At 69.0% G+C, this 5959-nt stretch carries 6 protein-coding genes; all 6 read left to right on the top strand.

Translation table 11 applies throughout. The features are described from left to right. Nucleotides 1-222: 222 nt before the first annotated feature. Nucleotides 223-798: a hypothetical protein gene (locus ACFWZ5_RS44250; protein ID WP_384892783.1), complete on the top strand. Its 576-nt coding sequence runs from the start codon at nucleotides 223-225 to the stop codon at nucleotides 796-798. A gap of 287 nt (nucleotides 799-1085) precedes the next feature. Next, a complete protein-coding gene (locus ACFWZ5_RS44245) occupies nucleotides 1086-1214 on the top strand; it encodes a hypothetical protein (protein ID WP_384892780.1) in 129 nt (42 codons plus the stop codon). 168 nt (nucleotides 1215-1382) lie between these two features. After that, a complete protein-coding gene (locus ACFWZ5_RS44240; protein WP_384892777.1) occupies nucleotides 1383-2249 on the top strand; it encodes a hypothetical protein in 867 nt (288 codons plus the stop codon). Nucleotides 2250-3082: 833 nt separating this feature from the next. After that, the gene (locus ACFWZ5_RS44235; protein ID WP_384892774.1) at nucleotides 3083-3706 is read left to right on the top strand and encodes a GNAT family N-acetyltransferase; all 624 of its coding nucleotides are present in this window, start codon (nucleotides 3083-3085) and stop codon (nucleotides 3704-3706) included. 393 nt (nucleotides 3707-4099) lie between these two features. Next, entirely contained in the window at nucleotides 4100-5599 is a 1500-nt protein-coding gene (locus ACFWZ5_RS44230) for a hypothetical protein (RefSeq protein ID WP_384892771.1), read from the top strand. Beyond that, on the top strand, nucleotides 5596-5959 hold a 364-nt coding region (locus ACFWZ5_RS44225; protein ID WP_384892768.1), incomplete at its 3' end, for a hypothetical protein. The genes ACFWZ5_RS44230 and ACFWZ5_RS44225, both read left to right, overlap by 4 nt.

The raw sequence follows: 5959 nt of genomic DNA, 5'->3' as shown, positions 1-5959 counted from the left end.
GTGCCGGGGCGCCCGACACGGTCTGTTGCTGGACAGCAGCAACGGTGCAGCCGCCCCCGGCCTCATCGCCCCGGGGCGCTGTCCTGGCAGGCCCGGCCACGGCTCCCCACACGCACTACCCGCGACCGCACCCGCCCTTCTGCTCCGGGCGTCGGTGCTCAGGCACCGGCAGCTACCGCCCTTACTTCCCACCTCCGACCTTCTTCTGCTGAGGAGTTCTCCATGCCTGTTGCCCGCTACGCCCTCCAATACGCTGCCCAGCTCGCTGATCTTCTGGGGCCCGGCTGGAGTGCAGCGAGCTGCGACTGTTTGACCGACGCCGTCCTGTGCGGCCCCGGCATAGAGCTCGACGTATCCACCACGGCGCCCGTGCGCTCGTGCACCCCAGTCCTTGTGAAGACCCGAGCCAGGGGAGACCTGTCCTGGCCACGCCGGGGGGACTACCGCGGGACTGCGTCGGGGACCATCGGCGATCCGGCAGCCGTCGCAGCGGTCATCCGCTCCACGATCGTGCCCCAGTGGGCGCGGCTGGTGGAAGAGCTGACGGTGCGCACGCACCGGGAACAGGAAGCGATCCAGCAGTTCGTTCACCAGGCTGCCGCGGTCCTCGGAGACAGCTGCAGGACCGTATACGGCAGCCGGCCGGGAGTGGCCAGTCTGCGCTGGGACGGCGGCAACGCAACGTTGTGGGCGGACTCCGAGGGGCGCATCTCGGCACCAGCCATCGAGGTCCCCTGGATCAAAGGCTCCGATCAAGTGCTCGCCCTCCTGCGCGCGGCCATCTCTTCGGCAACCTGATTCCCTCGCTCGCCGGGGGCCGCCGCCGATCCCGCCCGGAGGCACTCACAGCTGCCGCGCCATGGCACCCCGCTCCGCCCTCGCCCTGTGGCAGGGCGGGGCGGGGCAGCGTCCGGCCTGCCGTGGCGACGCCCCCGCTGCTGGGACCCGACGCCCTGCCCTTCGTCCTGCATCTGTCCCGTTCAGCCTGCCCAACACGATGGTGGACTGCCCTGGAGAGCAGGTGTTTTGGTTGTTCAGGGCACACCACCTGTCCTGCCGGGCTCGTAGCGTCCTCTCATCCAAGCTTGCTGTGCGGGCGGACCACCCAGGAATCGGAATCGGGCCCAGAGATCGCCACCACACCCCACGTCGTCATCGAGTGCTACGGCGTGGAGCCCGGCGAGGTCTCCGGCTGGCTCCGCGACGCCGCCTAATGGGAGCCCCGCATCAACCGGGAACCGCGGCCTCCCCCGGTCACGAACCCACCCGCTGACCGCTGCGCGGCCCGAGGCCACGGGCTCCGGGCCGCGCACCACCCGCACCACCCAAAGACCCGCCGGAGAGCACGCGCCGGACCCTCCCGAAACGAAGAAGGAGCACCTGTGACCGCCTCCGCCCCCCAGGCCACCGCCGCCGCCCCGCTCGCCGCCCTGCTGCCCACCCGCCAGGGCAAGCCGTGGACGGTCGGCCCCGCCCCCTACGGCATCCGCAACAACGCTGCCACGTCCCGGATCACCGACGGCCGCCGCGCACTGATCGTCGTGGAGGACGCGGGTCGCGTGGAGCTGTTCGCCGACCGACCCGACCGACCCGACCGACCCGACCGATTCCCGGTGACTCCGGACGCCGTCGTCGACTCCACCGACCCCGTCTCCGTCGCCGCGCTCGCCGCGCGCGCCCTGCGCTGGATCCTGCCCCGGCTCGACGCCGACGCAGCTCAGGACATGGCCCGCAAGGCGGTCCCGAACGAGCAGCCGTGGCAGTGGGTCATGCGCCATAAGGGCGCTGCCCTGACAGAGGTGGGCTTCGCACTCGTCCAGCACGGCACGCACCCTGTGGCCAGGGAGCGCCTCGGCGGCCCCGGCCTGACCTGGACGGCTGACAGCGGCGCTGAGTGCGAGTGGGGCGTATGGGCGTACGGGGCAGCCGGTAACTTCCACCTGACCTACGACGGTCCCGTGAGCGGCCTGTACGGCGCGCTGCCGGTTCTGCTGCCTCCACTGGACGAGCGCGTCTGCACGAAGGCCCGGAGCGCCTTTGCGCAGTACCTGACGGACCGCTTCCCCCAACTCCACCCGGCCAACGACGGCGAGGTGGAGTTCGGCGGCCGCCAGGACCTGAGCGGCTGGGTAGCGCTGCCCTCCCGCACTGAGCTCCGCGGCCCCGTGCATGACGGCACCCCGGTCTGCGCGCAGGTCGGCTCGGTCGGCGTCGACTTCCTTCTGGCCATCGCCCCGCACCTGATCTGATCCTCCCTTCCGCCCGCCCGGTCGCGCCCCACTCCTCTGCTCAGGGCGCGGCCCCTCTCGAAAGCCCCACAGCATGACGTCGCTCGCCGCCCCTGCCGCCACGGTTGCCGCCTTCCCCGCCCCTGCCGCAACTGCCTTCCTGTGGGTGCGGTAGCGCCGGGCGGACCGGGCGCCACCGCTGATCACTGACCGGCCCGTTGAGCGATGGTCGTTGCTATCGCGCGGGCTGCTGGATCGTGAGCGATGGCCGGGATGACGGTGGGGGAGTAGAGACCATTCCGGCCCGAGCCTTGCTTGCCGACCCGGGCGGATTCGCCTGGCCTCTACCGCTCCCGCAGTGTGCCGAACACTGTGGGGAATCGCTCCCCTTTCAAGATCCACTACGAAGAGGGAAGAAAAAGGACTCAGGCTGTCGAGCGATTCCGAGAAGAAACCAGACAGCCCATCACCATCACGTACCAGTGGATGATGAGCCGCCTGCGGAACGCGAAAGAAGGAACAGGTTGCACGATCCCTTCAGCGGAGTAGGGGCACAGTGCTGGCGTATAGCGCCCAACTCCCCCTGACTGGCCCCGATATCAGCCCTGTCCTGGATGTCAGGTCCGGGACAGGGCATTTCCTCGTTACGCGGGAAAGAACTCTGACCGGCCAGGCGGAACCCATCATCAACTGTCCGCCACTTGCACCGTAAACTCCAGAGCTTTTGCAGGTCAGAGTCGCATTCGCTGTCGAGTGAACAGTCTAGTGTTCCCCGGGTCATCAAGGCCGCCGAGCAGCAGCCCGCCCGGCTGGTGGCGCTCCAACCTACGCCCGACGAAGAGGAAAGGCCTCCCGTGAACGCGAAACCCGGAATCATAATTCGCATCCGCCCAGGACGCCCTGAAGACGCCGATGCAGTCATGTCACTCGTCTCCCTGATAAACCTCCGCCAACCCTCTGAGAACCTTCCGGAAATCTTCGAGGGCATCCGCATCGGCCTCGCTCTCGACCCTGCCCCGCCACTGACTCACGGGTTCCACCTCTGCCTGATCGCCGAACTCGCGGACGGCACCCCTGTGGGCACCATCCTCGGCGGCCCCGCCCGCTGGTTCAACAACCACAACTTCATGGTCAACAAGCTCGTGAAGCGAATCGGCTGCATCCAGGACCTTGCTGTGCGGGCGGAGCACCAACGAAACGGAATCGGGTCAGCCCTCATGCGCCATGCAGAGCAGATGTTCCGGCAAGGCAGCTACACGGTCCTGACACTGCGGCATGAGCCCGGACTGGAGCACTACTACGGCCCCCTGGGATACACCAGCGCCAAGCGCCTCGTCATCGACCTGCCGTGGCGCGGACGTACCACCGTTGCCCGCCAACGCGGCTGGATCTACGGGATCAAGCCACTGGCTCCCGGCGTGAAACTGACCTCAGACCCGGCGGTCTCCGTACCGGTGATCACCGGAGCTCTGTCCTAACCGAGCCGCCCGACACGGACACGGTGCTGCGGGCCGTCGTGAAGACGCTCGCAGCACCACCGGCTGCGGTCCCTGTCGGCCTGTGCGTATTGGCTGCTCACGGCCCCGCCGCGCACACCGCCGGGTTCGTAGTGTCTCGTCCCGGCCGGGCAGCCGCGACCCACCGTCGCGCCGCCGGCCACCCCGCCGGGCGTGCAGCACAGGCAACCCCCCCTCCCGACCGCCGACACGCGGGAGCGCCCTGTCCATACGCGACCACGCGCGTGCGGACGGTCCAGGAACCCCAGAAACCGCGACTGTCCGCCCTGATCGGGCGGGCAACGCAAGGCGGACCGTCCGGCCCAACTGCCCGGCCAGAGCACGCCAGAAGACCATCAAACAAGGAGCACCCTCATGGCAGCATCTGCCTCCCAGACCCCCGCCACCGGCATCGCAGACGCCGACAAGATCATCAACCTGGCGCTCGCGTACGGCCTGACCGTCACCGTGAACACCACCGAGCGCGAGGACCCCACTACCTACCTGGTGCGCTTCGAGATCCCCATCCCTGCCGCCTATGCCGGTAAGCAGCTGGGCCGCGCCATCGCCGCTGCGGGCACCTTGACCATGATCTGGACCAAGTCCAACCGCAAGGGCGCCCGTGGCCGCTTCGAAGAGGCCACCGTGTGGAGCGCCGAGGGGTCTCGCCCAGTGCCCACCGTGCCCGCGGTCACCGCCTGCGTCGAACGCCTGGGAGACGACGCCAACAAGTACGACGCCGTCCCCTCGCCGAAGGACGTCATCGACGTCCCGCACGCCCTCCACATCGACGGCGAGCTGAGGCGTGAAGGCATCCCCGCCGAGCACATGCGCCGGATCGTCAGCAACCGTCGCTCCCGGGGCCACCTCGTCCACCAGGACGAGCAGGGTGCCATCTGCATCGACAACCGCCGCTACGTGCCCCAGACGCCCCTCGCCGTCGACCCGTACGAGGCGCTCGTGGAATCCCTCTACGAGGCCGACATGACAAGCGTCACCTACGACGTCACGGCATCCGAGGACGGCACCACTCGCAGCTGCCCGTCGCAGGATGGAAAGCGGCTGCGCCGCGCGGTGGGAATCAAGCACAGCTACGGTGCGCGCGTGGAGGGCGACGCCGAGCGGTTCACCGTCGACTGGCGCGGAGTCGCGAACGGCCCTGGGGAGATCGTCTTTACCTGCCAGCGCGCCCCGCTCGCTCGGACATCGGAGCGCGTCAAGGTGAGCGAGTTGGAGGTCGGAGACGTCTTCGTGACGCGCTGCGCCTGGACCGTCCTCGCCATCGACGGTGGCACGTTCACCGCTGTCAGCAACGAGGGCCAGAAGGTCACGCAGACCGTGCCTGAGGACACGATGGTTCTGCGAGTGCGCCGCGCTTCCCCGCCGCGCCCGGCCTCCGATGCCCCGCAGCGCCTCCACATGCGCACCGTGAACGACGGCACCACGGAAGTCATCCCCACCCGTGATGCACTGGCCGAGATCAACCACGCCATGATGGACGGCAAGGGAGGCGTCCGCGAGATGTCCGCTTCCCGCTCCAGCGCCCGCATCGTCTACAAAGACAACCGCGGCACCGTGGAGCTACGCCCGCTCGACGAGGGCCAGCGCCCAGACGTGCAGGAGCGCCGCCCGACCACGCGGGACCTCACAGGCCCGATCGACGATGCGCACTTGGCCTTCCTCGCTCAGACGTACGCCGCCGTCGCCGACCGCACCGCGATTCCGGTCCGCGCTGACATGCTGCGTCCCGGCATGGACGTGATCGCCGCCGTCCGCCGGGAGGACCGAACCGTCGACACGGCGAAGCACTACAACGGCCCATCACGCCGCGGGTCTACATCACTTGGACCATCCGCGAGCACCACGACAGCGTGACCGGCGACGCCCGCGTCGTCGAGCCCGGCCACCACCTCATCGTCACACTCGACTCGATCATCCGCCTCTACGGCCCCGCCTCCCCGCCCGCCGAGGAACAGCGCGCAGCCAAGGCCGACCCCATCCGCATACAAGCCGCCTTCGAAACCCGCGCGAACCGGACCCGGCTTGAAGCGCAGCAACTCGCCACCAACCAAGTGATCGAGGAGCGGGCCCGCGCCATACTCACCGCCAGCGGATGCACAGAAGCCACCACCGGCATACGCGGCTTCCGCTTCACCACCAACCACCTCGCCGTCCGTCTGCACGCCGTCGACGCCGAAGGCATCGACTTCCCGCTGCTCACCGACTCCTACGCGC

Source organism: Streptomyces sp. NPDC059003, assembly GCF_042740445.1.
Taxonomy (GTDB): domain Bacteria; phylum Actinomycetota; class Actinomycetes; order Streptomycetales; family Streptomycetaceae; genus Streptomyces.
This window is presented reverse-complemented; position numbering and strand designations above follow the sequence as displayed.